Annotated in this window: 25 protein-coding genes; 13 read left to right on the forward strand and 12 right to left on the reverse strand. The window is 61.4% G+C overall.

Going from position 1 to position 22,558, the window contains the following annotated elements; genetic code table 11:
* The first annotated feature begins 21 nt into the window (after nt 1-21).
* On the forward strand, nt 22-540 hold the full coding sequence (locus tag U367_RS0115135) for a DUF1003 domain-containing protein (RefSeq protein WP_028617640.1): 519 nt from the start codon (nt 22-24) through the stop codon (nt 538-540).
* Here the strand turns inward: U367_RS0115135 and U367_RS0115140 are convergent.
* Nucleotides 537-1,415 (reverse strand): LysR family transcriptional regulator, encoded by an 879-nt coding sequence (locus tag U367_RS0115140; RefSeq protein WP_028617641.1) that lies wholly within the window; start codon nt 1,413-1,415, stop codon nt 537-539. The genes U367_RS0115135 and U367_RS0115140 overlap by 4 nt on opposite strands.
* A gap of 80 nt (nt 1,416-1,495) precedes the next feature.
* On the opposite strand from U367_RS0115140, the gene U367_RS0115145 reads away from it, so the two are divergent.
* Together U367_RS0115145 and U367_RS0115150 are read left to right on the forward strand one after the other, a co-directional pair.
* Nucleotides 1,496-2,197 carry a CTP synthase C-terminal region-related (seleno)protein gene (locus U367_RS0115145; RefSeq protein WP_028617642.1) on the forward strand — a complete coding sequence of 234 codons (702 nt, stop codon included), beginning with the start codon at nt 1,496-1,498 and terminating at the stop codon, nt 2,195-2,197.
* Nucleotides 2,194-2,517: an antibiotic biosynthesis monooxygenase family protein gene (locus U367_RS0115150; protein WP_028617643.1), complete on the forward strand. Its 324-nt coding sequence runs from the start codon at nt 2,194-2,196 to the stop codon at nt 2,515-2,517. The genes U367_RS0115145 and U367_RS0115150 overlap by 4 nt, the downstream gene beginning before the upstream one ends.
* Here the strand turns inward: U367_RS0115150 and U367_RS0115155 are convergent.
* Nucleotides 2,514-2,837 (reverse strand): DUF2025 family protein, encoded by a 324-nt coding sequence (locus U367_RS0115155; RefSeq protein ID WP_028617644.1) that lies wholly within the window; start codon nt 2,835-2,837, stop codon nt 2,514-2,516. The genes U367_RS0115150 and U367_RS0115155 overlap by 4 nt on opposite strands.
* A gap of 232 nt (nt 2,838-3,069) precedes the next feature.
* On the opposite strand from U367_RS0115155, the gene U367_RS0115160 reads away from it, so the two are divergent.
* Together U367_RS0115160 and U367_RS0115165 are read left to right on the forward strand one after the other, a co-directional pair.
* Complete coding sequence (locus U367_RS0115160; RefSeq protein WP_028617645.1) at nt 3,070-4,197, forward strand: glycerophosphodiester phosphodiesterase family protein; 1,128 nt, start codon at nt 3,070-3,072, stop codon at nt 4,195-4,197.
* On the forward strand, nt 4,198-4,851 hold the full coding sequence (locus tag U367_RS0115165) for a helix-turn-helix domain-containing protein (RefSeq protein WP_028617646.1): 654 nt from the start codon (nt 4,198-4,200) through the stop codon (nt 4,849-4,851). It abuts the gene before it with no gap.
* Here U367_RS0115165 and U367_RS0115170 read toward each other — a convergent pair.
* On the reverse strand, nt 4,843-5,706 hold the full coding sequence (locus tag U367_RS0115170) for a sterol desaturase family protein (RefSeq protein WP_028617647.1): 864 nt from the start codon (nt 5,704-5,706) through the stop codon (nt 4,843-4,845). The two genes, U367_RS0115165 and U367_RS0115170, sit on opposite strands and share 9 nt — an antisense overlap.
* A 153-nt stretch (nt 5,707-5,859) precedes the next feature.
* Here U367_RS0115170 and U367_RS0115175 point away from each other — a divergent pair, with 153 nt between their 5' ends.
* Nucleotides 5,860-6,168 carry a PepSY domain-containing protein gene (locus tag U367_RS0115175; RefSeq protein ID WP_028617648.1) on the forward strand — a complete coding sequence of 103 codons (309 nt, stop codon included), beginning with the start codon at nt 5,860-5,862 and terminating at the stop codon, nt 6,166-6,168.
* 178 nt (nt 6,169-6,346) lie between these two features.
* Nucleotides 6,347-7,519 carry a GAF domain-containing sensor histidine kinase gene (locus U367_RS0115180; RefSeq protein ID WP_028617649.1) on the forward strand — a complete coding sequence of 391 codons (1,173 nt, stop codon included), beginning with the start codon at nt 6,347-6,349 and terminating at the stop codon, nt 7,517-7,519.
* On the opposite strand, the gene U367_RS0115185 is transcribed toward U367_RS0115180, so the two are convergent.
* Entirely contained in the window at nt 7,520-9,148 is a 1,629-nt protein-coding gene (locus tag U367_RS0115185; protein WP_028617650.1) for a methyl-accepting chemotaxis protein, read from the reverse strand. It abuts the gene before it with no gap.
* 263 nt (nt 9,149-9,411) lie between these two features.
* On the opposite strand from U367_RS0115185, the gene U367_RS0115190 reads away from it, so the two are divergent.
* Both U367_RS0115190 and U367_RS0115195 read left to right on the forward strand, forming a co-directional pair.
* Nucleotides 9,412-10,434, forward strand: coding sequence for a transporter (locus U367_RS0115190; protein WP_016978332.1), 1,023 nt, complete (start codon nt 9,412-9,414; stop codon nt 10,432-10,434).
* 102 nt (nt 10,435-10,536) lie between these two features.
* Nucleotides 10,537-12,153: an inorganic phosphate transporter gene (locus tag U367_RS0115195; RefSeq protein ID WP_028617651.1), complete on the forward strand. Its 1,617-nt coding sequence runs from the start codon at nt 10,537-10,539 to the stop codon at nt 12,151-12,153.
* 63 nt (nt 12,154-12,216) lie between these two features.
* Here U367_RS0115195 and U367_RS0115200 read toward each other — a convergent pair whose 3' ends face one another.
* Genes U367_RS0115200 through U367_RS0115210 form a run of 3 tightly spaced genes read right to left on the reverse strand, consistent with a single transcriptional unit; the run spans nt 12,217 to nt 14,882 of the window.
* Nucleotides 12,217-13,191 (reverse strand): 5-oxoprolinase subunit C family protein, encoded by a 975-nt coding sequence (locus tag U367_RS0115200; RefSeq protein ID WP_028617652.1) that lies wholly within the window; start codon nt 13,189-13,191, stop codon nt 12,217-12,219.
* Nucleotides 13,188-14,066: a 5-oxoprolinase subunit B family protein gene (locus tag U367_RS0115205; protein WP_028617653.1), complete on the reverse strand. Its 879-nt coding sequence runs from the start codon at nt 14,064-14,066 to the stop codon at nt 13,188-13,190. The genes U367_RS0115200 and U367_RS0115205 overlap by 4 nt, the downstream gene beginning before the upstream one ends.
* A gap of 57 nt (nt 14,067-14,123) precedes the next feature.
* Nucleotides 14,124-14,882: a 5-oxoprolinase subunit PxpA gene (locus U367_RS0115210; RefSeq protein WP_028617654.1), complete on the reverse strand. Its 759-nt coding sequence runs from the start codon at nt 14,880-14,882 to the stop codon at nt 14,124-14,126.
* Between the two features lie 130 nt (nt 14,883-15,012).
* Between U367_RS0115210 and U367_RS0115215 the strand changes: the two genes are divergently transcribed.
* Nucleotides 15,013-15,930: a LysR family transcriptional regulator gene (locus tag U367_RS0115215; RefSeq protein ID WP_028617655.1), complete on the forward strand. Its 918-nt coding sequence runs from the start codon at nt 15,013-15,015 to the stop codon at nt 15,928-15,930.
* Here the strand turns inward: U367_RS0115215 and U367_RS0115220 are convergent.
* Nucleotides 15,927-16,823: a LysR family transcriptional regulator gene (locus tag U367_RS0115220; RefSeq protein WP_028617656.1), complete on the reverse strand. Its 897-nt coding sequence runs from the start codon at nt 16,821-16,823 to the stop codon at nt 15,927-15,929. The genes U367_RS0115215 and U367_RS0115220 overlap by 4 nt on opposite strands.
* A gap of 106 nt (nt 16,824-16,929) precedes the next feature.
* On the opposite strand from U367_RS0115220, the gene U367_RS0115225 reads away from it, so the two are divergent.
* Nucleotides 16,930-17,688, forward strand: coding sequence for an SDR family NAD(P)-dependent oxidoreductase (locus U367_RS0115225; RefSeq protein ID WP_028617657.1), 759 nt, complete (start codon nt 16,930-16,932; stop codon nt 17,686-17,688).
* Here U367_RS0115225 and U367_RS01000000130170 read toward each other — a convergent pair.
* Nucleotides 17,587-18,099 carry a multidrug/biocide efflux PACE transporter gene (locus U367_RS01000000130170; protein ID WP_032864318.1) on the reverse strand — a complete coding sequence of 171 codons (513 nt, stop codon included), beginning with the start codon at nt 18,097-18,099 and terminating at the stop codon, nt 17,587-17,589. The genes U367_RS0115225 and U367_RS01000000130170 overlap by 102 nt on opposite strands.
* An 88-nt stretch (nt 18,100-18,187) precedes the next feature.
* Here U367_RS01000000130170 and U367_RS0115235 point away from each other — a divergent pair, with 88 nt between their 5' ends.
* Nucleotides 18,188-19,042: a LysR family transcriptional regulator gene (locus tag U367_RS0115235; RefSeq protein WP_028617658.1), complete on the forward strand. Its 855-nt coding sequence runs from the start codon at nt 18,188-18,190 to the stop codon at nt 19,040-19,042.
* Between the two features lie 128 nt (nt 19,043-19,170).
* Here U367_RS0115235 and U367_RS0115240 read toward each other — a convergent pair whose 3' ends face one another.
* A complete protein-coding gene (locus U367_RS0115240) occupies nt 19,171-20,013 on the reverse strand; it encodes a LysR family transcriptional regulator (protein ID WP_028617659.1) in 843 nt (280 codons plus the stop codon).
* Nucleotides 20,014-20,124: 111 nt separating this feature from the next.
* On the opposite strand from U367_RS0115240, the gene U367_RS0115245 reads away from it, so the two are divergent.
* The gene (locus tag U367_RS0115245) at nt 20,125-20,850 is read left to right on the forward strand and encodes an SDR family oxidoreductase (protein WP_028617660.1); all 726 of its coding nucleotides are present in this window, start codon (nt 20,125-20,127) and stop codon (nt 20,848-20,850) included.
* A gap of 1 nt (nt 20,851) precedes the next feature.
* On the opposite strand, the gene U367_RS0115250 is transcribed toward U367_RS0115245, so the two are convergent.
* Together U367_RS0115250 and U367_RS0115255 are read right to left on the reverse strand one after the other, a co-directional pair.
* On the reverse strand, nt 20,852-22,060 hold the full coding sequence (locus tag U367_RS0115250) for an RNA polymerase sigma factor (RefSeq protein WP_028617661.1): 1,209 nt from the start codon (nt 22,058-22,060) through the stop codon (nt 20,852-20,854).
* Nucleotides 22,057-22,533 (reverse strand): SRPBCC family protein, encoded by a 477-nt coding sequence (locus U367_RS0115255; protein WP_028617662.1) that lies wholly within the window; start codon nt 22,531-22,533, stop codon nt 22,057-22,059. Before U367_RS0115255 ends, U367_RS0115250 begins: the two co-directional genes overlap by 4 nt.
* Nucleotides 22,534-22,558 lie beyond the last annotated feature (25 nt).

A 22,558-nucleotide genomic window follows, 5' to 3' on the forward strand; every position in this document is an offset into this window, starting at 1 on the left:
AGCAAACGATCCGAGCCCGCCATGACCCCAGAAAAGACCGAAACCGCCGCCGTCGACCACCTGCGCTTCCATCGTCCCCATGCCCACTTGGCGCCAACCTTCGGCAATGACACCTTTGCCCTCAAGGCCGAAGCGTTCGCCCGTTTCTTCGGCACGCCCACCTTCCTCGGCGCGCAAACCGCCATCGTCGTCTTGTGGGTGGTGCTGAACATGACCGGCGTCACGCATTTCGACGTGTACCCGTTTATCCTGCTCAACCTGGCCTTCAGCCTGCAATCGGCCTATGCCGCGCCGCTGATCCTGCTGGCCCAGACGCGTCAGGCCGCTCGCGACAAAGCGCAGTCAGACGCCGACGCCCAGCACCGCGAAGCGCTGGCGATTGCCAACACCGAGCGCCAGGCCCAGGCCGCGCAGACCACCAAACAGTTGCTGGAGCTGCTGGAGCAGAACACCCGACTGACGGAAATGACCAAGCAACTGACAGAGCATATCGAAAGCCTGACTAGCGAAATGCACGAGCATTTTGTGCGAAAAACCTAAGGCAACCGCAGGTGTCGCCCCAGCTCGTCAAACAGTGTCACCACCGAGCGCAGCGCCCGACAATCGGGGCGCGTGAGCAACCATAACGCCGTGTCGTACCCCGCCAATGCGGGGCCCAGTGGTTGCAGGCGGTCCCCGACTAGAAAGTCCGGCAACGCCGCCACCCCCAACCCTGCACGCACCAGTTCGGTCACCGACAACATGCTGTTGCAGCGATAGCTGGGACGCACGCCGGGCAGGTGCTCGCGGCGCCAGGCTACCGTGGGGTGGTCGGGCAGGAAGTCATCCGGGGCGATCCATGGCAAGTCTGCCAGCTCGCGACCTTCGTGTTGTTGGGCGAAACCCGGACTGGCGCACACCCGATACGCCACATTGCTCAGGCGCCGGCCCACTAGATGCTCCGGCGGCGTGCGAGTCAGGCGCAGCGCGATATCCGCGTCGCGGCGGCTCAGGTTGGCGAAGTCATTCGATGTACTCAGTTCCAGGATCAACGCCGGGTACTGCGGCATGAATTGCGCCAGGGCCGGCAACAGCAAGCCTTGCAGCACAGAATCGGTACAGGTCAGGCGCACCGTGCCGCTGATCACCTCACCACCTTGCTCCACACCAATGCGCGCGGCCTCCAGCGCTTGCTCGGCGCGTTCCGCCTGCTGCGCCAGGTTGCTCGCCAGGCTGGTGGGCAGGTAGCCGGCGCGGCTTTTTTCGAACAACGTCTGGCCCAGCGCCGCCTCCAGGCGCCGCACCGCGCGGAACACCGTGGACACGTCCACCCGCAACAACGCGGCCGCCCGTGCGAGTGTGCCGCCGCGCACCAGGGCGAGGATCAGCGATAAGTCGGGGTAGTCAATTGAATAGTGCGTGACCGCATTGAGCATGTGCTAAAACGCCAATATTGATTGCGTGAACGCCAATCTATAGTGCGCCTCAGGACACCACAAGCCATGGGATGTACACGATGAAAACCACGCCTCTGCACCTCGCCCTGATCGGCGATTACAACCCCGATGTCATCGCCCACCAGGCCATCCCCGTGGCGCTGCAACAGGCGGCCGAGACCCTCGGCCTGGCGGTTCACGTGCAGTGGCTCGACACCGATAACCTGCCCCAATCACTGCATGAATTCGACGGTTTCTGGTGCGTCCCCGCCAGCCCTTACCGCGACACTGACGGCGCAATGCGGGCGATCCGGTTTGCCCGCGAGCAACGCCGACCGTTCCTCGGCACGTGCGGCGGTTTTCAGCATGCCGTGCTGGAATACGCACGCAATGTCCTGGGCTGGAAGGATGCCGAGCATGGCGAACTCGCGCCGCAGGCCAAGCGCGCCGTGATCGCGCCACTGAGCTGTGCCCTGGTGGAGGCCACCGACGGCGTGCGCCTGGCGCCCTACACCCGGATCGCCGAGGCCTATGACACCCTGGATGTGCAGGAAGGTTATCGCTGCCGTTACGGCGTGAACCCCGAGTTCCTCGATGCCTTGCTCGAAGGCGACCTGATCCCCAGCGGCCATGATTCGACCGGCGACCTGCGCGCGGTGGAACTGCTCGACCACCCGTTCTTCGTCGCCACCCTCTTCCAACCCGAACGCGCCGCGCTGCAAGGTATTACCCCGCCCTTGGCGATGGCCCTGCTCAAGGCTTGCCAGGCGGTGTCCGCATGATCGCCCGCACACCTTCGCCGCCCTATTACGCGGTGATCTTCAGCTCACTGCGCACCGAAGGCGATCAAGGCTACGGCCAGGCGGCCAGCCGCATGCTGGAACTGGCGCGTGAACAACCGGGATTCATCGGCGTGGAGTCCGCACGGGAAGACGGCCTGGGCATCACCGTGTCGTACTGGGAAAGTGAAGCGGCCATCCTGGCCTGGAAGCAGCAGGCCGAGCACCAGGCGGTGCGCGAACAGGGGCGCGCCACTTGGTACTCGGCCTTCCAGACCCGGGTATGCAAAGTCGAACGGGCCTACAGTTTTGAAGCGAGCTAGCTCACCAGACTGCGCAACGCACTGATCTGCGCAATCTCCACCCGGCGCATATACACCCGCAACGGCTCGGTGATGTTGATGCGCTCGTCGATGTTCTGGTCCAGCAGCAACTGGATGCGCTCGCGGGACAGCGTCATGGTCTGCTCCGGGGCCGGTAGCCAGACGAATTCGGCGGTGGGAATGATGCCGTCATCGGCCACGTCCATGCCGAAGGAGTCTTCGCTGAAACGCACGATGTACTGGCCTGTCTTGCGGTTGAGGCCAACAAAACCGTGGAGTTGGTCGGCGGCCTGGCAGATAAGCTCGGAGGTGATGCGCATGGTAAACCTCACTGAAAAGTCCCACAGGGACTGGAAAGATGGTTTACACGCGTGGCGGAAAGTACCGCCCTCTAATGGGGCAGCTTCGGGCAAGAATACTGCAATGCCAGGCAAAAAATCCGAGAAAATTGAAGCCTGCGCACGTTAATGTCGGTTTGGTGATAGCGCCTTTCGCAATCAATTGTTAAAAAGGAGGCCTTCTCAAAGCTACCTCCACGAAAGGACTTCGCATATGCCTGTCACGTTTACCAAGAGCGCCCTGCTGCTCGCTCTGATGCTCGGCCTTGGCCAAGCGCAGGCTGCCGATCCGATCAGCCCGGCTGAATTGGCAACCAATGAAGGCATTCCGTACCCGGCCGTGATCGCCCACCGTGGTGCGTCCTACGATGCACCGGAGTCCACCGCTGCCGCCTACAAGATCGCCCGCGACCTGGGTGCCGACTACCTGGAAATGGACCTGCAGCGCAGCAAGGACGGCGTGCTGTTCGCCCTGCACGACAACAACCTGCAGCGCACCACCGACGTGGCCACCAAGTTCCCTGATCGCAAGGACGCCCCGGCCAACGAGTTCACCTGGAAAGAACTGCAAACCCTCGACGCCGGCAGCTGGTTCAACGCCGCCTACCCGGACCGCGCACGTCCAGGTTTCGTCGGCCTGAAAATCCAGAGCCTGGACGACATCATCAAGATCGCCGAAGGCAACCCACAGCACAAACCCGGCCTGTACATCGAAACCAAGGAGCCCAAGCAATTCCCGGGCATCGAAGCTGACCTCAAGAACAAGCTGCTCGACAAAGGCTGGCTGAGCTCCGCCGGCTCCAAGCTGGGCAAGAGCAACACCGGCGTCGGCCAGGGCAAGGGTCGCGTGGTGCTGCAAACTTTCGAAGTGGCGAGCCTGAAAGAGCTGCAGAAAGAAATGCCCAACACCCCGAAGATCCTGTTGCTGTGGGTGGGTGAAGGCAGCATCGAGCCGAAGAACAAGCAGACATTTGCTGAATCCGGCGAAACCACCAAGGCCGCCTACTACGCCAAGCAAGAGCCGAAAGACGCGGCCGAGTTCGAAAAGTGGGTCGACGAAGCCAAGAGCCTCGGCGCCATCGGCACCGGTCCCTCGGCTGAGCTGACAGACCACGGCGACCAGAGCTATTCGGACCTGGTCAAACCGGAAATGAACAAGCTGACCCACGACAAGGGCCTGCTGGTGCACGTCTACACCGTGGACGAGCCGGTGGACTTCGACAAAGTGATGAAGGCCGGCGTGGATGGCATCTTCACCAACCGCGCCGCCGAACTGCTGAAGTTCTACAAGCGCTGGCCGTCCTCCAGCGTGCAGGACCTGCTGCACGACTATAAGTACTGAGTGAAGGCCGAATGGTCAGGCCGCCTATGGTTGGGCCGTGACTACGGCCTGATCCTCGGCGAGCTGGGGCGCACCGCGCCCCATGCGCACTACGCCCATCAGTTGATGGCCTCCAAAGGTTCACCGATCACGATCAGCCTCGATGGCCAGGTCACCACGGCCCATCGCCTGTTTATCCCGTCGCGACAAACCCACGCCATTCTTGAGACTCAAGGTGAGGTCTCGGTGCTGTACGCCGAACCGGCCGTGTTTGATCTCGCCCCTTTGCTGCACCAGGACCTGTCCCTGGAGGCATTGCGCCGACTCCCTCGGCGCAGCCTGGATGATCCACGTCTGGAGCGCGCCCTCACCGCACTGGATCAACAACTCGACGGCAAAGTATCAGCCCAGGTCCTGGCCCAGGCCGCGCACCTGTCATTGAGCCAACTGGAGCGACTGTTCGCCCATCAACTGGGTTTACCTGTGCGTCGTTTGGTGCTGTGGCGACGATTGCGCATCGCCCTGCAACTGGCGCTTGCCGGTGGCACGCTGACCGATGCGGCTCACGGTGCGGGGTTTGCCGATTCGGCGCATTTTTCGCGGACCATGAAGCAACTGTTTGGCGTCACGGCAGCCGCCTCATTGCGTCAGCTGGATGTTCAACTGTTAACGTAAATCGTCCGGCAGTGACGGCTCCTTGCTCAAGCCAACCGCCTTGAAGGGATCACGCAACTGCGCCCCATAGCCCACCGGAAAGTCCGGACGACTGCCAATCCCCAGATCCCCCGGCCCCATGCGATAGCGTTCGCGGTAATACGCCGTGCCCAGCAGCCAATCCCACAGGTTGAAGAACAAACCGAAATTCACATCCCCGGCGCGGCCATATTTCATATGGTGAAAGCGATGCACCGGCGCCCAGGCGAACACCCAGCGCAACGGCCCCAGGCGCATGTCCACATTGGAGTGCTGCAGCAGCAATTGCAGGGCAATGGCCAACGCCAGCAACTGGGCCACGTCCAAGGGAATGCCCAGCAGGATCAACGGTAGCAAACCGGCCGTGGCTTCCAGCACCTGGTGCAACGGATGCTTCATCAACCCGTTGAAACCATAGAGCCGCTGCACGCTGTGATGCACCGCATGCAGTCGCCACAGCGGCCGGACGCGATGGCTGGCGTAATGCATCAAGGTGATGCCGGCATCGGCCAGCACAATGGCCATCAGCAGTTGCTCCCACAACGGCCAGCCACGCGGCCAAATGCCCTCAAACGCCAATAACGCCGTGAGCCCTGGCAGGATCAACAAGCCCACAGCGTTCAGGCTTTCGTTGACCAGGGCATGCAACGTATCGCGCCGACGATCGCCCAGACTGCGATTCCACTGCGGTTCATAGGGCAACCATTGTTCTGCCAGGAATGACACCACGACCGCAATCACGAACAGCAGAATCAAGCTGTCCGGCTGCCAAAGCCCGTAACCGAGAAACCCCAGCAGGAATGCAGGGGCGTAGATCCAACTCACTAACCGTTTCATGCCGAGTCTCCTTTGAAGTGAGCCTCCAGCATGAAATTCCCCGCGCGTGACGGATTGAAAAAACTGCGCAACCGCTTGAAATAATTAAGGGTGAATTAAGTTGCGCTGGTTAACCTGATCCCACTTAAACAGCTCACCAGAAGGATACACATCATGAAAACCCTGACCGCTTTGTTCGCCGCTACCGCCCTGACCCTGACCGCTGGCCTGGCCCAGGCCGATGTTCGTCCAGACCAGATTGAAGGCCTGGTCAAGTCCGGCGCAGTGATGCCTTTCGAAAAACTCAATGCTGCCGCCGTGGCCAAACACGCGGGTGCCACCATCACTGACACCGAGTTGGACCATAACAACAGCGGCGTACTGGTCTACGAAGTTGACTTGACCGACACCGCTGGCAAGAAGTTTGAAGTGAAGCTCGATGCCAAGACCGGTGCTGTGCTGGAAGACAAGCTGGACACTTGATTACCCTCTGAACAAAACAGCGCCACCTTCGGGTGGCGTTTTTTGTGGGCGCTCGTCGGCAAACCGTAGGAAATCTGCCTTGGAGACGAATGAAATTACCCCCACATAGTACAAGGCCGTTAGACTCTCAAGCTACAGCCAAGGCATAACGCCATTGCACCCGAACAGGGACCGTTACATGGGGCAAAAAGCCGCCGACATCGCCACTATCGGGCGTATCAGCGCTGTACCGGCCATGCTCAAGGTGATCAGTGACATGACCGGCCTGCGGTTTGCCGCTGTTGCTCGCGTAACGGAAGACACCTGGACGGCCTGCGCGGTGCTCGACAACCTGGGTTTCGGCCTGGGTGTGGGAGGCGAGCTGGACCTGACCACCACGATCTGCCACGAAATCCGCGGTTCACACGTGTCCGTGGTGATCGACAAAGCCAGCGAAGATCCGCTTTACCACGACCACCACACGCCACGTGTCTATCAGTTTGAAAGCTACATTTCCGTGCCGGTGTTCCGCACCGATGGGCGCTTCTTCGGCACCATCTGCGCGCTGGACCCCAACCCCGCGTCACTGCGCAGCAGCACCATCCAATCAACTATGGAGTCGTTTGCACGCGTGCTGTCGCTGCAGATCGAAGCCGAAGAAAGCCAGCAACAAACCGAAGCCGAGTTGCAGGAAGAACGTGGCACCGCCGAATTGCGTGAACAATTCATCGCGGTGCTCGGGCACGACTTGCGTAACCCGTTGTTCGCCATAAACTTCGGCGCTGAGCGACTGCTGCGCAAACACCCCGACCCCGCCACTGACAAGATTGTGCGCCATATCCTCACCAGCGGTCGGCGCGCGGCGCAACTGGTGGAGGACGTGCTGGATTTCGCCCGCGGGCGCATGGGCAGCGGCATTCCCTTGAGCATGGGTGATTGCCAGGGCTTGCAGGCTGCGTTGCAACATGTGGTGTCTGAGGTGCAGAGCGTTCATCCACAACGCGAAATTGTTGCGCATATCGGCGAACTTCAAGGGCTCAAAGGTGACCGGGAGCGACTGGCGCAACTGCTCTCCAACCTGGTCGCCAATGCCATCCACCACGGCAGTCACGATGGCCCGGTTGAAGTCACGGCAAGGGTCGAGCAGTCGCAGTTCACGCTGACGGTGAAAAACCCGGGGCAGATCAGCGCACAAGCCCTGCCGCGATTATTTCAGCCCTACGCGCGTCCAGTTACCGATGCGCCCCAAGCCGGGCTCGGCCTGGGGTTGTACATCGTCAAGCAGATTGCCGATGCCCACGGTGGTGAGCTGAGCGTGTCCACTACCGAGCAGCACGGCACCGTGTTCACGTTCAGCTTGCCGACCGTTTGATCAGGCGCCAAGGCGCGCCGTCACCTCATTCAACTCACCTGACAGCCCACGTAGGTTGTGACTAGCCGCTTCGGTACGCTTGACGTTATCGAGGTTGGCCGTGGCCACGGTGGTGATCTGCGTGATGTTGCGCGAAATATCTTCCGCCACCGACGTCTGCTCCTCGGCCGCCGTGGCGATCTGGCGGTTCATGTCGCGGATCGCTTCCACCGCCTGGGTAATGTGAGCCAGCATGGCACCGGCTTGCGTGACCTTTTCCACACTCTCATCGCTGCACGACTGGCCACTCACGATGGCTTCAGCCGCATCCACCGCGCCGTTCTGTACCGCTTCGATAATCCCGTTGATCTCGATGATCGACGCCGCCGTGCGTTGCGCCAGGCTTCGCACTTCATCGGCCACCACCGCAAAACCACGGCCGGCTTCGCCTGCGCGCGCAGCTTCAATCGCGGCATTGAGCGCCAGCAGGTTGGTCTGCTCGGCAATGCCGCGAATCACTTCCAGCACCTTGCCGATGCGCACGCTGTCGGTTTCCAGGCGGCGGATGATGGTGCCGGTATTAAGGATCTCGTTACGCATCTGGCCGATGGTGGCAATAGTGACTTTCATCACTTCACCGCCTTCGCGGGCCGAGTGATCGGCCTCGTCCGCCGCGCGGGAGGCACTGGCGGCGTGGCGCGCGACTTCCTGGGCGGTGGCCGACATTTCAGTCATGGCCGTGGCCACCTGGTCGGTTCGGTTGAATTGATCATTGGTGCCCGTCGCCATCTGCCCGGCGATGGCATTCAACTCGCCGCTGGCGCTGACCAGGTCGGTAGCACTGCGCTGTAAACGGCTGAAGGTTTCGGCAAGAAAGTCACGCAAGGTATTCGCGGCAGCGGCCAGGTGGCCCAGCTCATCCTGACGACGGCTGGCAACACGCTCGGCAAAGCGACCATGGCTCAGTTGCGTCACGTAGTCGATCAAGCCACGGATCGGCAGGATCAGGTTGCGGTTGATCAACCACAGGCTGAACAGACCGATCAACACACCCGACAACAGCATGATCGCCAGCCCCACCAGCACGGTGCGCTCGGCATAGGCGCTGATGGCCTTGGATTGCTGGCTGCCTTGTTCGCGCAGGTCGCTGACCAACGCACTCATCTGCTCACTGGCGGCGCGATCCACACCTTTCACCGCGGTGTCGCCGGCCGTTGCATCGCCACCGGCGGCCACGTAGGCATCGCGGCCCTTCTGGTAAGCCACGCCGAGTTGCTGGTGTTCCTGGCGCAAGGTTTCGATGCGTCGGCTCAGGCTCGGGTCGCTGCGAGTCTGGGTGACCAGCCGGGTGAGGATGCCTTGAACGTCGCGCTGGCGGTCCTGAAACTGATTCCAGTATTTCTCCATGTCTTGGGGCTGTTTGCCGCGCAGCAGGACGTTTTTCCATTCCTGAACCTGCACCTTGAATTGCAGGTTGGCCTCGTCAATCAATTGTGAAGTCAGCAGCGGCCCATCGATCAAGCTGCGATAGCTCTGCACCCCGTTGGACAAAAAATTGAAACAGGCCAGGGCGATCAACAGCATCGCCAAAAGACTGCCACCGAGCAGCGACAGGATTTGTGCTCTCAAGGAGGTTCGCAAAACATTCATCGGGGAAAAGCCTCGATACAAGGAATTGGTGCGTGCACGCCTAACGTCCTTGTAATCAAAAGGCACCGCCCATCCACAGCGGGCCTTGATGCCTTGAATCGGCCGGATTAGAGCCTTCTTGAACGGCTCCTGACAAAAGGTCAAATAAATGTCATCACTACGAAATAAATTCAAAACCGTCACAAAACTGTCAAATCCACTTGCAATGATTCGCGCATGCGAACCTGTGAAATCTCCTACAGGCGCTTTTTCTGCGAGCCCTCATGAACCACAGCATCGATCACAGCCACCAGGATTCCGACCTGTTTGGCTTGCTCTACGGTTTTCGTTTTCGCCCAGGGGAAAAGGGTGAGCAGATAGATTCGGCGGCGGCGCTCCAGGCGTTGCGCCAACCGGGTGACCCGGAAGAATTCCTGTGGCTGCACCTGAACCTAGCCCACGCCGCGTGCGAGCGCTGGATGCAGGCCCACCTGGACCTGCCGGAAGAGTTCTTCGAAGCCCTGCACGAAGGCTCGCGTTCCACGCGCATCGAACACGTCGACTCGGCCTTGCTGGCGGTGGTCAACGACGTGGTGTTCAACTTCAGCAGCATGGTCTCGTCGGACATTTCCACGCTGTGGGTCTGCGCCCGCAGCCGCTTGCTGATCAGTGCGCGCCTGCAACCGCTGCACTCGGTGGATAAACTGCGCTCGTCGGTAAAAGCCGGTGAAAGCTTTCGCTCGCCGCTGGCCTTACTGGTGCACCTGTTACGCGACCAGGGTGAAGTGCTGACCCAGATCGTGCGCAAGACCAGCATCAGCGTCGACCATATCGAAGACCAGTTGCTGTCCTCACGCCTGTCCACCAACCGCGCCGAACTCGGCGCCGCACGCCGGGTGCTGGTGCGCCTGCAACGCCTGCTGGCGCTGGAGCCGGGCTCGCTGCTGCGCCTGCTCAACCGGCCGCCGCAGTGGTTGCAAAAGGAAGACGTCAAGGAGCTGCGCAAATCCACCGAGGAGTTTGCGTTGATCATCAACGACCTGATGGCCCTGGGTGAACGCATCAAATTGTTGCAGGAAGAAATCGCCGCCAACCTCAACGAGCAAAGCAACCGCACGCTGTTCACCCTAACCGTGGTGACAGTGCTGGCGTTGCCCATCAACATCATCGCCGGCTTTTTTGGCATGAACGTGGGCGGTGTGCCGCTTTCCCAAGACCCGGAAGGCTTCTGGATTCTGGTGGCGCTCGTCGCGACCTTCACGTTGATTGCCGGGCGCTGGGCCTTCAGAAAGCGCAAGGATTACTGACCAGCGGCCAGCTCAATCACCTAAACACTGATGTATGGCAGCATCTCTGTAACATTCTGCAATGACTATGAACGACATCCTCATCACACTGGATGCTCCGGCATGGCCACCCCTTCCCTGACTGCCTCCACCCACGCCTCACCTGCAGACCCAAAACCCAGGCTGGACAAGAAACCCGGCCTGGTGACGGTAATCATCTTCTTCGCCGTGCTCGCCATGGGCTTGTTGTTCACCGCCTACAGCCTGATGCATGACATGCACGAAATGGGCGCCCAACTCACCACCTGGACGCCCTTCTTGCTGCTCGGGGTGGCGCTGTTGATCGCCCTGGGATTCGAGTTCGTCAATGGTTTCCACGACACCGCCAATGCCGTGGCGACGGTGATCTACACCAACTCCTTGCCGCCGCACTTTGCGGTGGTGTGGTCAGGCTTTTTCAACTTCCTTGGCGTACTGCTTTCCAGCGGCGCGGTAGCGTTCGGCATCATTGCGTTGTTGCCGGTGGAGTTGATTCTGCAGGTGGGTTCGTCGGCCGGTTTCGCGATGATCTTCGCCCTGTTGATCGCCGCCATCCTGTGGAACCTCGGCACCTGGTGGCTGGGTTTGCCGGCGTCTTCGTCCCACACATTGATTGGTTCGATCATCGGCGTCGGCGTGGCGAATGCCCTGATGCACGGGCGTGATGGCACCAGCGGGGTGGACTGGAGCCAGGCAATCAAGATTGGTTACGCCTTGCTGCTGTCGCCGCTGATCGGCTTTGCCTTTGCGGCGATGCTGTTGCTGGCCCTGCGCGCGTTCGTCAAGAATCGCGCGCTGTACAAGGCACCCAAAGGCGACACCCCGCCACCGTGGTGGATCCGCGGCATGCTGATTGCCACGTGCACCGGCGTGTCTTTTGCCCATGGCTCCAACGACGGGCAGAAAGGCATGGGCCTGATCATGCTGATCCTGGTCGGCACCCTGCCGATGGCCTACGCGCTGAACCGCACCATGCCGGCCGAGCAGTCGTTGCAGTTCGCGGCGGTGGCCGAAGTGACCCAAGTGGCACTGGTGAAAAGCGCGCCGCAGGCACTGACCGGCGACCCGCGCCCGATCCTCTCGACCTACGTGCGCACCAAGGAAGCCACCCCGGAACTGGTCCCCGCCCTCGCCGCCCTGGCCGGGCAGATCGGTGATGAAGTCAAAGGCTACGGTTCCTTGGCCAAAGTGCCCGCCGAGGCTGTGGGCAACGTGCGCAATGACATGTACCTGACCAGCGAAACCATTCGCCTGATGGACAAGGGCAAGGTCGGTAATTTCGACGCGGATACCCAGGGCAAGCTGCAACTGTTCAAGCAACAGATCGACAGTTCTACACGCTTCATTCCGCTGTGGGTGAAGATCGCCGTGGCCATCGCCCTGGGACTGGGCACCATGGTCGGCTGGAAGCGCATCGTGGTGACCGTGGGCGAGAAGATCGGCAAGACGCACCTGACCTACGCCCAAGGCGCCTCGGCAGAAATGGTGGCGATGCTGACCATCGGCGCGGCGGATATGTATGGGTTGCCTGTGTCGACCACCCACGTGTTGTCGTCGGGTGTGGCGGGGACTATGGTCGCGAACGGGGGCGGGTTGCAGATGCGCACAATCCGCAACCTGGCGATGGCGTGGGTGCTGACGTTGCCAGCGGCCATCCTGCTGTCAGGTAGCCTCTACTGGCTGTTCACCCAACTCTTCTGACACCACACAGGGCAACAATGTGGGAGCGGGCTTGCTCGCTCCCACATTTGGATTTGTATTTCTTCAGTGATTGAAAAGCCCAGTCATAGCCTTCAGCCGTTTTTTGTACACCCGCCGCGCCTCCAACGCCTCCTCCAGCGTCACCGCCACAAACCCCGCCCGCTGGTTCGGCTGCATCTGGCCGATCAGGTCCAAGTCGGCGCTGATCACCGTACCGATCATCGCGTAGCCACCGCCCGACACCGCATCCCGGTGCAACACAATCGGCTCCAATCCCGCCGGTACCTGGATCGAGCCAATCGGGTAGCAACTGTCGACGATATTCGACGGATCCGACCCCGCGCCAAACGGCTGCTCACGTGGCTGGAAACTCAAGGCACTCCCGCCTTTGAAGCGATACCCGATGCGGTCGGCTTCGGAACCCACGGTCCACGGTTCGACAAAAAAGCTACTCTTGGCCGCCTCCGTGAGGCGCTCGTAATACAGCCCCGGCACTACACGCAGAGTCACATCACCGCCCACTGATCGGCGCAGTGCCATCGGCAGGCTGTTGCCCGCCCGGCCCACGCCACTGGCTGCACCGATGGGCAGTTCATCACCTTCCTGCAAGCGCCGCCCGTGGAACCCGCCGAGGGCGCCGAGGATGTAAGTCGAGCGACTGCCCAGCACCAACGGCACGTCAATCCCGCCGGCCACCGCGAGGTAGGTCCGTGCGCCCGCCTTGGGAAACTCGAAGCGCAACACCTGCCCGGCGCGGACCTGGAACGCGGTGTCCTGGTGCACCACTTCACCGTCCAGGCGCGGCGACATCAAGGCGCCGCTGAGGGCCACCAGCGCGTCCTGCTGAAACTCCAGTTCGGGGCCGATCAGCGTGCATTCCAGGCCCGCCGCGCCGACTGGATTGCCGACCAGGTGGTTGGCTGCACTCAACGCATATTGATCCAATGCACCCGACGGCGGGATGCCCAAGTGGTAATAGCCTTCACGGCCAAGGTCCTGCACGGAGGTGGCGAGGCCGGGTTTGAGGACCTTGATCATGCCAGTGCCTCCTGCAGGGATTTCGGATAACCGATGGGGTCGGCGAGAAAGGCGTCGAGGGAAAATTCCACGGGACGGATGCGCAGGTCGAAACGTCCTGCATCCACGTCGGCCACCGCCAAGTCGTAGGCCTCACGGTCCATGGGTTTGAACTGCACGATATCGCCAGGACGGAAGAACACCATGTGTTCCTTGAGGTACGCCAGTTGCTGCGCCGGGTCGTAGATCGGGGCTGGGGTCACGCCAAACATCTGGTAGCCGCCGGCACCGCGTACCGAGTAGATGCAGCCAAAACAGCCGCCATGGCCGAGGGTGAGTTTCGGCGTATCAGTGCGCGGTCGCAGGTACTTGGGCACCTGCAATTGCCGCTCGCGCTCGACCATCTGGAACATGAACGGCAGGCCCGCCACAAATCCGACCATCGACACAAACCACGGCGCACCACTGTGGGCGGCGATAAACGCCTCGACATCGGCCAGCCCGTTGATGCGCGCGGCGTACTCCAGGTCCGTACCGCTGGGGTCTTGGTGGCGGTCGCGAAAACGCATCAGGGTTTCGTGGGTCCACGGGTCGTTGTACAGCACCGGGATTTCGATGATGCGCGTGTGCAAGGTGCGTTCAGCCACAGCTTGGGCTTCGGCGGTCTGCACCGCATCGAGCAGCACATGCGGGGCGATGCGGTCGGGGTCAAAGCGGATCTGGAACGACGCGTTGGCCAGGCACACATCCAGCACGCCTTCCAGCGCCAGGCGCTCCACGGCACGGGTCACCGCCATGCCTTTGAAAAAGGCCTCCAGGGACATGCTGTCGCTGACCTCGGCAAACAGGTGTTCATCACCGCCGAAGCTGTAGCGGATGGGAGATGTTTCAGCCATGTCTGTTCCTCTTGGAATCATTGTAGAAAGGCAGGCGAAAAAATTGAGGAATCGTTTTTATTGTGGTGTTTTGACGGTGATATCCGCTCGGTCCAACGCTTCGCGGGTCGCCTCTACCAACTCAAGGGCACCCGGCGTGTCGCTGTGCAGGCAGATGGAATCGAATTCAATAAACAGGTCTTCGCCTTCCACGGTTCGCACCAGCCCGGTCTGACAAGCCCGCAGGACGCGCGCCGCCACCGTCGCAGGATCCAGCGCTCGCACATTGCGGGTAAACACGATGGAGCCGGTCAGATCGTACTCACGGTCGGCATAAAACTCCCGCACCACCGGCTGCCCCAGCTCCTTGGCCACGCGCCAGATCACCGAGTTGGGCATGCAGTACAACAACAGCGTCGGTTCGATGATTTGCAGGTTCTTCACCAGCAGCCGCGCCGCTTCTTCATCTCGGGCCAGGTGCATGTACAGCGCGCCGTGGGGCTTGATGTGTTGCAGGGTCACACCTTGGGCCCGGGCGATTTCCCGCAGGGCGCCGAGCTGATAGAGCATATCGTCCACCAGTTCCTGGGCCGGTGCGTTGATGTGGCGACGGCCAAAACCGACCAGGTCCCGAAAACCCGGATGCGCGCCGATGGCCACGCCCAGTTGCTTGGCGCGCTCGACCGTACGACGCATGGTGCCGGGGTCGCCAGCATGGAAGCCGGTAGCAATGTTGGCCGAGCTGATGTACGCCATCAGCTCGGCGTCGACGCCATCGCCGATGGTCCAGGGGCCGAAGCCTTCGCCCATGTCCGAATTGAAATCCACTGCCTGCATCAGAGTCGCTCCGCCTAAGTGATGGAGGAAAAGTAGGCTGCGGCTTGACCCCTTGGGAAGATCTATTATCAGATGGCCCATCTTCTGAAAATCAGATACTCCATACCACCACCCACTGGAGGAGCCCGGCATGTCCCTGACCCTGCGCCAAGTGCGCTACTTCGTCGCCACCGCCGAAATCGGCCAGATTTCCCAGGCGGCCATCCACCTGAACATCTCGCAATCGGCGGTGACCACGGCGATCAAGGAACTGGAAGCCATGCTCGGTGTGCAGTTGTTTGTGCGCTCAGCCCAAGGCATGAACCTGACCGACGCGGGCCGGCACTTTCTCAACCGTGCCTACGTGATCCTGCGCAGTGTCGATGACGCGCTGAACAGCCCGCTGCCCGACTACCGCGCGCGCGGCGTGCTGCGCTTGGCGGCCAGTTACACGGTGCTCGGCTACTTCCTGCCCCATCACTTGCAACGCATGGAACACTGGCATCCGGACGTAACCATCGAAGTCTTTGAGCAGGAACGTCAGGCCATCGAACAAGGGTTGCTCGACGGCCAGTTCGACATGGCGGTGGTACTTACTGCCAACCTCACTCACCCGGATATCGTCTCGGAAATCCTGTTCAATTCGGAGCGCCGCCTATGGCTGCCCAGCCATCATCCCCTGTGCGAACGCGGCGCCGTGAGCCTGGCGGATGTGGCCCAGGAGCCCTACATTCTGCTCACCGTCGACGAGGCCGAACACAGCGCCATGCGTTATTGGGAACAAGCCGGGCAGACGCCCAAGGTGCGCCTGCGCACCAGTTCGGTGGAGGCGGTGCGCAGCATGGTCGCCAATGGCAGCGGCGTGGCGATCCTGTCGGACCTGGTGCACAGGCCCTGGTCCCTGGAAGGCAAGCGTATCGAAACACTCACCGTCACCGATCCAGTGACGCCGATGAGTGTGGGCCTAGCCTGGCACCGCGAGCGCGCGTTTACCCCGGCGATGCAGGCGGTGCGCGATTACTTCCACGACGCGTTCCTGGCACCGCAACAATTGTCGGCGCGGCGTTAAAGGTGGGCGTGCAACGTCGCGGCCAACCAGTCCATGAACACCCGCACCCGCAACGGCAAGTGACGCTGGCCGGCATACAGCAATGACACGTCCAACGGCGGCGCCGGGTAATCCGGCAGCACCGACACCAGTTCTCCATTGGCCAACAAGGTGCGTATCCCCAGCAACGGCACCTGGGTAATGCCGAAGCCGCCCAGGCACGCCGCTTGATAGGCATCCGTGCTGTTGACGGTGACACGCCCGGCCATCGGCACCCGCAGCACTTTGCCGCCCGACAGGTATTCGAAGCCGGATGAGCGTGCGCCCAACGGCCGTACGTAATGCACCAATTGATGATCCGCCAAGTCCGCCAGGGTCTGCGGCACACCGTAGCGCTGCAGGTAGGCCGGGCTCGCGCAGTTGACCATCGGCATGCTGCACACCCGGCGCGCCACCACGGTTTGATCGGGCTGGGCGCCTACTCGCAACACGCAGTCGAAGCCTTCGGCGATCAGGTCCACCTGGCGGTCCGAGCTGCTGATTTCCATCTGGATCAGCGGATGGCGTTCCATGAACAGCGGCAGGTGCGGCAGAATCATGCTGCGCGCCATCACGTTGGGCATGTCCACGCGAATCCGTCCGGTCAGTTGCGCCTCATCCTGGCGAAACAACCCTTCCAACTCTTCCATGTGCGCCAGCAAGTCCTTGCTGCGCTCATACAGCACACGGCCATCCTGGGTCGCCTGCACCTTGCGCGTGGTGCGTTGCAGCAAACGCGCGCCGAGCAACTCTTCCAGCGCCTGCACATGTTCCGACACGGTAGAGCGCGGCAGGCCCAGGCTCTCGCCGGCCTGGGTAAAACTCGACAGTTCGGTGACGCGCACGAAGGTGCGCAGCAGCTCAAGTTTGTTCATGGGATTGTTCGCCTTATCCGGCCAGTGATTCCGGTATAGCGCTGTTTATCACGTTATGCGCGAATAAATACACTCGCTGCCACTGATCACCCGAGAGGACTGCACCATGACCCGTAAAATCGCACTCATCACCGGCGCCAGCCGTGGCCTGGGTAAAAACGCCGCGTTGCACTTGGCGGCACAGGGCGTTGACATCATCGGCACTTACCACAGCGCGGCGGCTGAAGCCCAAGCGGTGGTCGAACAGGTTCAAGCTCTGGGTGGCCGCGCCGCCATGTTGCAACTGGATGTGAGCCAGAGTGGCAGCTTCGATGGCTTTGTCGGTGAAGTCGGCCGCTTGCTCAAGGATGTATTTGCACAGGATCACTTCAACTTTCTCATCAACAACGCCGGCATCGGCGCCCACGCCAGCTTTGCCGAGACCACCGAAGCGCAGTTCGACCAACTGGTGGCGATTCACTTCAAAGCGCCGTTTTTCCTCACGCAAAAACTGCTGCCGCTGATCAGCGATGACGGGCGCATCATCAATATTTCCAGCGGTCTGGCGCGATTCAGCCTGCCGGGGTATGCGGCGTATGCGTCGATGAAAGGTGCGATGGAAGTGCTGACCCGCTATCAAGCCAAGGAGTTGGGCGGGCGTGGGATCACCGTGAACATCCTCGCGCCCGGCGCCATCGAAACCGACTTCGGCGGCGGCGCCGTGCGCGACAATGCGGCGCTCAATACGATGGTCGCCAACAACACAGCCCTGGGCCGGGCAGGCTTACCGGACGATATTGGCGGTGCCATCGGCGTCCTGCTGGCCGACGGCAGCAACTGGATCACGGGGCAGCGCATCGAGGCGTCGGGCGGCATGTTTCTGTAGAAACTTCTCGCGCAGTACGTCATAGCCCCAGTGATAGACATAGGTGTACGGCAGGAAAAACAGCAGTACACCGATGTCGAGCATAAACGCCTGCATCAGGCTGATGTTCAGCCACGCCGCGATCAACGGCACCGCGACGATAATCAGTCCGCCTTCGAACATCAGCGCATGCAACACCCGCGTCCAACCGCCGCCCGAGAGTTGCAGGCGCACCTTGAGGCGGTCGAACAGGCTGTTGAAAATGATGTTCCAGGTCAGCGCCAGCAGGCTCAGCCCCAAGGTCACCGCGCCCATTTCCAGCGCCGGCCGGCCGATGATCCAGACCAGCAGTGGTGTACAGATCAACAACGCCAGGCCTTCAAAACCCAGGGCTTGGCAAACACGTTCAGTAATCGACTTGGTGGGGTGCATGACCCTTCTCCGTGAGTGACGATGGTTGCCATGATTACCCTTTAAATCGATACTTCATAACTAATAACCATCGATCAAGGCGATAGTCATGGCCTCCCACGAAGTGCTGCAAGCGTTTGTCCAGGCCGCGACCCAAGGCTCCTTTTCTGCCGCAGCGCGCAAGCTGGGCAAGAGCCAGTCCACTGTCAGCGCAGCGGTGGCGAGCCTGGAGATTGACCTGGATGTGGTGCTGTTCGACCGCAGCAGCCGCAAGCCGACACTGACCCCCGCCGGGCAGGTGCTGCTGCAACGCGCCGAGCAGGTGCTGGAGGCCAGCAGCCGTCTGGAGTTGGCGGCGAGCCAGTTGGCCCAGGGGTTGGAGCCGAAGGTGACGATCGCCATGTCAGACACCTACCAGTCAGAACGCTTTGAGCTCGCCCTCAAAGCGTTCGAACAACGCTACCCGGACCTTGAACTGGAATGGCTGATCGCCGAGTGCGAAGACTTGATCGCCCTGGTGCAGAGCGGCCGCGCACAGATTGCCTTGATCGAAGCCCAGGAGGTTTACCCGCCCGACCTGACGCGCTCGCCTGTGGCCGAACGCACGGAAATCGCGCTGTTCGTCGCCCCCACCCACGCGTTGACCCGCGTCCAAAACATCGACCCGCAAGCCTTGCAGCAACACCGTGAACTGCGCCTGGGGAGCATCATCAGCCCCAACGAAACGCGCCCCTCGGGCCGTGTATGGTCGGCGCCGAGTTTTCTGATGCTGATGGAGATGGCTCAACTCGGCTTCGGCTGGGCGGAATTGCCGCGCTGGTTGGTGGAGCGTTTTGGTAATGCCGGGCTGGTTGAACTCAACGTCCGGGGTTGGCCACGCTCGGTGGCGGTGGATGCACTGTGGTCGCGCCAACATCCACCAGGGCCGGCGGGAAGCTGGATGTTGAGCCAGATGCTCGAATAGTTCGCCACCCGTGTAGGAGCCGGCTTGCCGGCGATAGCGGTAGGTCAGTCCCGCGTGTATCGACTGTTACGCCGCTATCGCTGGCAAGCCAGCTCCTACATTGGCAACCGTTGAACGTTCGATATGAGTCAAGCGGCTACGAGTTGCGGCGGGCGGTTTGCCTGGAAATACTCGTGCAGCGCACGTAATGCGGGCGACTCCAAGGCTTGCGCAGCAAAACACAAGCCCACCCGACGCGTGGGGGCCGGCAAATGCCACTCCCGAATCACCACACCGGCCCGCTCCGCCGCCAGCGAATGCGGCAACATCGCCACGCCCACACCCGCCGCGACCATATGCAACGCCTGGGTCAGCGAACCGGCATGCCCGGCCACCGCTTGCGGCGAGCGACCGTACAAGGCCATCAAGCGTTGATGGGAATCGTGCTGCGGGCAGGTGATCCAGTCTTCAATCGGCGTCCAGGCCTGTTCCTTGCCCGGCTGCGCCATGGGATGCGCGGCAGGCAACGCCATCACGTACGACTCTTCCCAAAGCGGCAGGAACAACTCGTCCTCGCAGCACATTTCCTCCACGGCCAGGCGCCCTTCGCCTTCGCAGCCTTCCTGCAAGGTCAGCAGCAAACCCGGCAGGCCTTGGTGCGCCATGCGCAGGAAGGTTTCGATCTGGCTGTCGGCAATATCGCCTTCCACCCCCAGTTCCAGGGCGATGCGATTTTCGCGTCCGCGAAACAGGCGGCTCAATGCATCGGCTTCAGCCACCATGCGTCGTGCCTGGGGGTACAGCACACGCGCCTCGGCACTCACCTCCACACCCCGTGGCTGACGCACAAACAACGCCACGCCCAGTTCGTCTTCCAGTTGTTTGATGGTTACCGACAAGGTCGGCTGGCTGATGAACAAACGCTGGGCCGCCGCAGTGATATTGCGCTCTTCAAAGACCGCGAGAAATGCCTTGAGGTGACGAACATCCATAGCTGAATCCGATGGCTGACAGAGAAATAAGGCATTTTTCAGCCTTTGCGACGGTAAATATACTGCAGTCACGATTCAGTTATCGGTTTTTCTTATCCCAGGAGTTCATGCATGAGCAAGCCACTGATCATCATCACCGGCGCCAGTTCCGGTATCGGCGAAGCCACCGCCCGCCGATTGTCAGCCGCCGGGCACCCGCTGTTGTTGCTGGCGCGTCGCATTGATCGCCTCAACGATCTGCGCCTGCCGAACACCTTGAACCGTGGGGTCGACATCACCGACCGCGCGGCCCTGGTCGCCGCCGTGCAAGAAGCCGAAGCCCGGTTCGGCCCAGCCGATGCGCTGATCAACAATGCCGGCGTAATGCTGCTGGGCGCAGTCAGCGAGCAAGACCCGGCGCAGTGGGAACAGATGCTGGATGTGAACGTAAAAGGCCTGCTCAACGGCATCCACGCCGTGGCCGGCAGCATGGTTGCGCGCCGAGGCGGCACCATCATCAACGTCAGCTCGGTGGCCGGGCGCAAGACCTTCCCGAATCATGTGGCGTATGTCGGCACCAAGTTCGCGGTACACGGGATTTCGGAAAACCTGCGCGAAGAATTGTCGCCGAGCAACGTGCGCGTCATCACCATTGCCCCAGGTGCGGTGGAAACCGAACTGCTCAGCCACACCACCGATGAGGCGATCAAGACCGGCTATCAGGCGTGGAAACAGGCCATGGGCGGCACCGTACTCAGCGCCGATGACGTGGCCTCGGCGATTGCCTATGCCTACCAGCAGCCGCAGCATGTGTGCATTCGCGAAATCGTATTGGCGGCAACGCGTCAGCAGCCTTGATTCAGAGTCCAGCCAAACGCTTTTCGATAAACCTGCGTTCGGGTGCTTGTTGGGCCAAGGCCAGCGCCCGTTCGTAGGCGACTCGCGCCTCTTCGACACGGCCCAATTGCCGGTAAAACTCCCCGCGTGCCGAGTGCGCCAGGTGATAATCCAGCAACTCGCCACGCGCCAGAATCCCTTCGACCTGCTGCAATCCCGCCAAGGGGCCATCGCGCATGGCCAATGCCACGGCACGGTTCAGTTCGATCACCGCTGACGGCATCATCCTGAGCAACACATCGTAAAGCCCGACGATCTGCGGCCAATCGGTTTCACCCGCACTGGACGCTTCGGCGTGTACAGCCGCAATCGCGGCTTGCAGGCAATACGGACCAAAGCGCCGTGTGCCAAGTGCATGCTCCACCAGTGCGCAGCCTTCGCCAATCATGGACACATCCCACAGCGAGCGGTCCTGTTCATCCAACAACACCAACTCCCCACTGGCCGTGGTGCGTGCCGGGCGACGGGATTCGTGCAGCAGCATTAACGCCAGCAGGCCCATGACTTCCGGTTCGGGCAGCAGCTCCGTCAACAAACGCCCCAGGCGAATGGCCTCACGGGTCAAATCCTCGCGGGTCATATCGGCCCCCATGGACGCCGAATATCCCTCGTTGAACACCAGGTAAATCACCCGCAACACGCTGTCCAGCCGCTCAGGCAATTCGTCTCGGGATGGCACTTGATACGGGATCTTCGCCTCGCGGATCTTGCCCTTGGCCCGCACGATGCGCTGGGCGATGGTGGCCGGCGTGGCCAGGAACGCCCGGGCGATTTCTTCGGTGGTGAGGTCACAGATCTCGCGCAAGGTCAGCGCCGCCTGGGCGTCGGCCGCCAGTGCCGGGTGGCAGCAGGTGAAAATCAGCCGTAGGCGATCGTCTTCCACGTCTTCATCGCTCCAGTCAGCCGCTTCCAATGCATTGGCCTGCTCCTGCAACAACGGGGTGAAACGTGCCTGGCGGCGTAGACGGTCGATGGCCTTGAAGCGCCCGGTCGATACCAGCCAGGCGCGTGGATTGTCCGGCACACCCTCCTGCGACCAACGCTGCACCGCCACAAAAAACGCTTCGTGCAGGGCTTCTTCGGCCAGGTCGAAATCGCCCAGCAAGCGAATAAGCGTCGCGAGGACTCGACGTGATTCGCGGCGATAAATGGCCTCGACCGGATGGGTCAATCGGGCATGCCCTCGGTCACCAGGGTGACCAGCCGATCCAGGCTCTGGCCCCAGCCATCATGAAAGCCCATGGCTTCGTGGGCCTGCTTGTCTTCGGCACTCCAGTGCATGGCGCGGGCGGTGTAAAGCGTCTTGCCGTCGACCTCTTCGAAGGTGACTTCGGCGCTCATGAAAGGCTTGCCCGAAGGTATCCAGCCGGGCATGAAAGCGTCGGTAAACACCAGCCGATTGGGCGCATCAATTTCCAGAAACACACCTTGGGTCGGGTACTCGGCACCGTCCGGCGCCCGCATCAAGGTGCGAAACAAACCACCGACCCACAGGTCCATTTCGCACTCGGGGGTGGTCATGCCGTGAGGCCCCCACCATTGCTGGAGCAAGGCGGGCTCGGTCCAGGCACGGAACACGCGGCTAGGCGGTGCATCGATCACACGGCGGATGGACAATTCAAACTCGGCAGATTGCGTAGACATGGTGTAAACCTCTTGAGTCTTAGGG

Origin of the sequence: Pseudomonas canadensis, from assembly GCF_000503215.1 — a bacterium.
Lineage (GTDB): Bacteria > Pseudomonadota > Gammaproteobacteria > Pseudomonadales > Pseudomonadaceae > Aquipseudomonas > Aquipseudomonas canadensis.

Coding starts and splice junctions, on each gene's coding strand:
- U367_RS0115235 (WP_028617658.1), top strand. CDS start 18,188: ATGGCCTCCCACGAAGTGCTGCAAGCGTTTGTCCAGGCCGCGACCCAA.
- U367_RS0115240 (WP_028617659.1), bottom strand. CDS start 20,013: ATGGATGTTCGTCACCTCAAGGCATTTCTCGCGGTCTTTGAAGAGCGC.
- U367_RS0115155 (WP_028617644.1), bottom strand. CDS start 2,837: ATGCGCATCACCTCCGAGCTTATCTGCCAGGCCGCCGACCAACTCCAC.
- U367_RS0115225 (WP_028617657.1), top strand. CDS start 16,930: ATGACCCGTAAAATCGCACTCATCACCGGCGCCAGCCGTGGCCTGGGT.
- U367_RS0115160 (WP_028617645.1), top strand. CDS start 3,070: ATGCCTGTCACGTTTACCAAGAGCGCCCTGCTGCTCGCTCTGATGCTC.
- U367_RS0115150 (WP_028617643.1), top strand. CDS start 2,194: ATGATCGCCCGCACACCTTCGCCGCCCTATTACGCGGTGATCTTCAGC.
- U367_RS0115180 (WP_028617649.1), top strand. CDS start 6,347: ATGGGGCAAAAAGCCGCCGACATCGCCACTATCGGGCGTATCAGCGCT.
- U367_RS0115135 (WP_028617640.1), top strand. CDS start 22: ATGACCCCAGAAAAGACCGAAACCGCCGCCGTCGACCACCTGCGCTTC.
- U367_RS0115140 (WP_028617641.1), bottom strand. CDS start 1,415: ATGCTCAATGCGGTCACGCACTATTCAATTGACTACCCCGACTTATCG.
- U367_RS0115185 (WP_028617650.1), bottom strand. CDS start 9,148: ATGAATGTTTTGCGAACCTCCTTGAGAGCACAAATCCTGTCGCTGCTC.
- U367_RS0115205 (WP_028617653.1), bottom strand. CDS start 14,066: ATGGCTGAAACATCTCCCATCCGCTACAGCTTCGGCGGTGATGAACAC.
- U367_RS0115170 (WP_028617647.1), bottom strand. CDS start 5,706: ATGAAACGGTTAGTGAGTTGGATCTACGCCCCTGCATTCCTGCTGGGG.
- U367_RS0115195 (WP_028617651.1), top strand. CDS start 10,537: ATGGCCACCCCTTCCCTGACTGCCTCCACCCACGCCTCACCTGCAGAC.
- U367_RS0115175 (WP_028617648.1), top strand. CDS start 5,860: ATGAAAACCCTGACCGCTTTGTTCGCCGCTACCGCCCTGACCCTGACC.
- U367_RS0115190 (WP_016978332.1), top strand. CDS start 9,412: ATGAACCACAGCATCGATCACAGCCACCAGGATTCCGACCTGTTTGGC.
- U367_RS0115145 (WP_028617642.1), top strand. CDS start 1,496: ATGAAAACCACGCCTCTGCACCTCGCCCTGATCGGCGATTACAACCCC.
- U367_RS0115210 (WP_028617654.1), bottom strand. CDS start 14,882: ATGCAGGCAGTGGATTTCAATTCGGACATGGGCGAAGGCTTCGGCCCC.
- U367_RS0115220 (WP_028617656.1), bottom strand. CDS start 16,823: ATGAACAAACTTGAGCTGCTGCGCACCTTCGTGCGCGTCACCGAACTG.
- U367_RS0115245 (WP_028617660.1), top strand. CDS start 20,125: ATGAGCAAGCCACTGATCATCATCACCGGCGCCAGTTCCGGTATCGGC.
- U367_RS0115255 (WP_028617662.1), bottom strand. CDS start 22,533: ATGTCTACGCAATCTGCCGAGTTTGAATTGTCCATCCGCCGTGTGATC.
- U367_RS0115215 (WP_028617655.1), top strand. CDS start 15,013: ATGTCCCTGACCCTGCGCCAAGTGCGCTACTTCGTCGCCACCGCCGAA.
- U367_RS0115200 (WP_028617652.1), bottom strand. CDS start 13,191: ATGATCAAGGTCCTCAAACCCGGCCTCGCCACCTCCGTGCAGGACCTT.
- U367_RS01000000130170 (WP_032864318.1), bottom strand. CDS start 18,099: ATGCACCCCACCAAGTCGATTACTGAACGTGTTTGCCAAGCCCTGGGT.